Source organism: Pseudoalteromonas sp. S558 (genome assembly GCF_005886635.1).
In the GTDB taxonomy this organism is placed as follows: domain Bacteria; phylum Pseudomonadota; class Gammaproteobacteria; order Enterobacterales; family Alteromonadaceae; genus Pseudoalteromonas; species Pseudoalteromonas aliena.
On the sequence record NZ_PNDU01000437.1, the window covers coordinates 1 to 2,693 of the forward strand.

Here is a 2,693-nt window from a genome sequence, read left to right on the forward strand (position 1 = left end):
TCTGAAGAGCCGACTCTTTGCTTTGCGCTGAATAATGTTTCATTGTTACTCCACACCCTCTATTTAATGGTTAAATATTAAGCGCGACAACTAGTCTGACAGAGAGGGTCTTTGAGTTGCACCAGATAGTTTAGATGCCTGATTAATAAACATTACATTTCCTTATTTTGCAGATGAGATTATGTGACACAGGTATAAAATAGGCAGCCAACTTACTCCACGATTGAGATAGACAATTACACTTTTAAAAGCTAAATAGCCAGCATCAAAATAACTATACCGTAGCTATAGGTTGTAAAACTGACTAAATAAATAAAACTTACACAGAGGCAATATTACTCTATGGATGAAAATTCAACGATTTAAAAACACAATATAGTGTGCTAACTTCAAGAATCAATTGAATAAATGGACTAATTAGCATGAAGTACAGGAATGTTTATCAGCTTATTGCGGCTTTTATTTTTGCGTCATTGTTTGCAGCTCCCGTTGTTGCTGTGCAAATAACAAATACGAGTAGTGGCTATGAGCAACATACCCGAGTATTAGCCTCTAAAGCACTTGCACAAGAGCGAACTGTAACTATTCAACTCCCTAAAAGTTACCATAAAAATCCTGATAAAAAATACCCCGTGATTTATCGACTCGATGGTAAAGAAAACCTTGCTTATATGACGCCAGTTTTAGCGCATTTACATACCGCTTTTACTAAGGCCGCGCCTGAAGTCATTATTGTGGCAATTGAAAACACGGATAGGTTAAAAGACTTGTACCCAACTAAAAATGAGGAACCAGCAGGCCCCGTTGGTTTGGGTGGCGGCGCGGCAAGGTTTCTTGAATTTATTGAAACTGAGCTTATTCCACTGGTTAATGAGAAGTACCGTACTCATGATTTTAAAGTAATTTCAGGTGCGTCTGCTGCAGGCGTATTTGTACTTTATGCCCTTCAAACTAATCCTGATTTATTTCAAGCTCACATAGCCTATAGCCCAGCAGTGTGGTGGAATTACGGCGCTACTGCAAAAAGCACCAAAGCATTTTTTGCTAATAGCAAAACATTGCCTAATTATTTGTATATGAATATAGGTCAAGAGAGCGGCATACTGCGAGAACGCTACGACGTTATGAATATGTTTTTAAAGGCGAATACTCCAAAGGAGCTTACTTTTATTAGTGAATCGTTTGATAACGTGCCTCATGGCCTTACATTTGCTGCGGGAGCATTTAATGCCTATCAAAAGCTGTTTTTACCGCTACAAATGCCAGTTAGTGCATACACAGGCGAAACTCATTCAATTGCTACATATTATCAGCGTTTATCTGCTCAACATGGTGAGGAAATTGCCCCTCAGGAATCAATGATCAGAGAGCTTGGCTATCATTTTGTAAATACAGATGAATTAGATCAAGCCATAAAGATTTTTAAGTATGGGATCTCTCTTTATCCAAATACAGCAGATGCTTACAATGGCTTAGCATATGGTTATGAAAGTAGCGGAATGTACCAAGAGTCTCTTGAGCAAGTAAAAAAAGCATTAGCTCTTGTTGATAAAAATTACCTTGGTTACGATGTTTACCTAGCTCGTAAAAACAGACTTATTGCGCTGTTACAACAATAAATAGTGGCTATTGGTATACCAGTATAGTTTATAAATGTTCGCTTTTTGATGACGAGGGCATTTATAAATATGATTAATTTACCTTATTTGAGCGTTTGTTCAAAATAAGTTAAGCTGCGAGTATATAAGCTAAATCTAACTTAATTTATTGCGGAGCAAACATGGCAACTACACTGGCATTTGACGTATACGGTACGCTAATAAATACTCATGGCGTACTTACGTTACTCGACGACATGATAGGCAACAACGCCCAAGTATTTTCAAATACGTGGCGCGAAAAGCAATTAGAGTATTCATTTAGACGTGGCTTAATGCAAAATTATATTCCCTTTTCGCTATGTACAAAACACGCACTCGACTATGCCTGCTTAGCGCATAAAACCGAGCTAAGTGATGATCAAAAAGAGCAACTGCTCGAGCGTTATAAAACCCTCCCCGCATTCGACGATGTAAAAGCGGGCCTTGAAAGCTTAAAAGCACAAGGCTATCGCTTATTTGCGTTTTCTAATGGTGCGGCCAGTGCGGTAAATACCTTGCTCGAAACCGCAGGCATAAGTGAGCTTTTTGAAGGTGTAGTGAGCGCCGATGATATTAAAACCTTTAAACCAAATCCTGGTGTGTATAGCCATTTTTTACGTGAAGCAAATTCAACGGGTGCTAATACTTGGCTTATATCAAGCAACCCGTTTGATGTAACTGGCGCAATATCGCATGGTATGCGCGCCGCGTGGATTAAGCGCTCTGACGAGGCTATTTTTGATCCATGGGAAATACAACCGACCACTATTGCAACCGACTTACTCGACTTAAAAGAAAAGCTAAAAAGCGTTAACTAACGGTAATTAGCATAAATATTTGAACTAATTTAACTCGTAAAATAAGCCCTCTGATTTAATAGATAAATAAGATTCTAGGGCGTGTTGACCTTTGTGGATTGAAATTTGTTCAATCTAGGGACGATTTAATCGCGGCGCGAGGTTTGACATTTATACTGCGTTATCGCCTGTTTATGGGGAATAACCACACGACATAGGATCTGCCTTGCCTAAATACCAAACGTACTGCAGCAAA

At 38.9% G+C, this 2,693-nt stretch carries 2 protein-coding genes; both read left to right on the top strand.

Going from position 1 to position 2,693, the window contains the following annotated elements:
* Window positions 1–422: 422 nt before the first annotated feature.
* Window positions 423–1,619, top strand: a complete 1,197-nt coding sequence (locus tag CWB66_RS20495) for an alpha/beta hydrolase-fold protein (protein WP_138586891.1) — start codon at window positions 423–425, stop codon at window positions 1,617–1,619.
* A gap of 161 nt (window positions 1,620–1,780) precedes the next feature.
* On the top strand, window positions 1,781–2,458 hold the full coding sequence (locus CWB66_RS20500) for a haloacid dehalogenase type II (RefSeq protein WP_138586893.1): 678 nt from the start codon (window positions 1,781–1,783) through the stop codon (window positions 2,456–2,458).
* Window positions 2,459–2,693: the final 235 nt, after the last annotated feature.

What these genes read in the sequence shown, in the direction of transcription:
- CWB66_RS20495 (WP_138586891.1), top strand. Translation starts at nt 423, where the DNA reads ATGAAGTACAGGAATGTTTATCAGCTTATTGCGGCTTTTATTTTTGCG.
- CWB66_RS20500 (WP_138586893.1), top strand. Translation starts at nt 1,781, where the DNA reads ATGGCAACTACACTGGCATTTGACGTATACGGTACGCTAATAAATACT.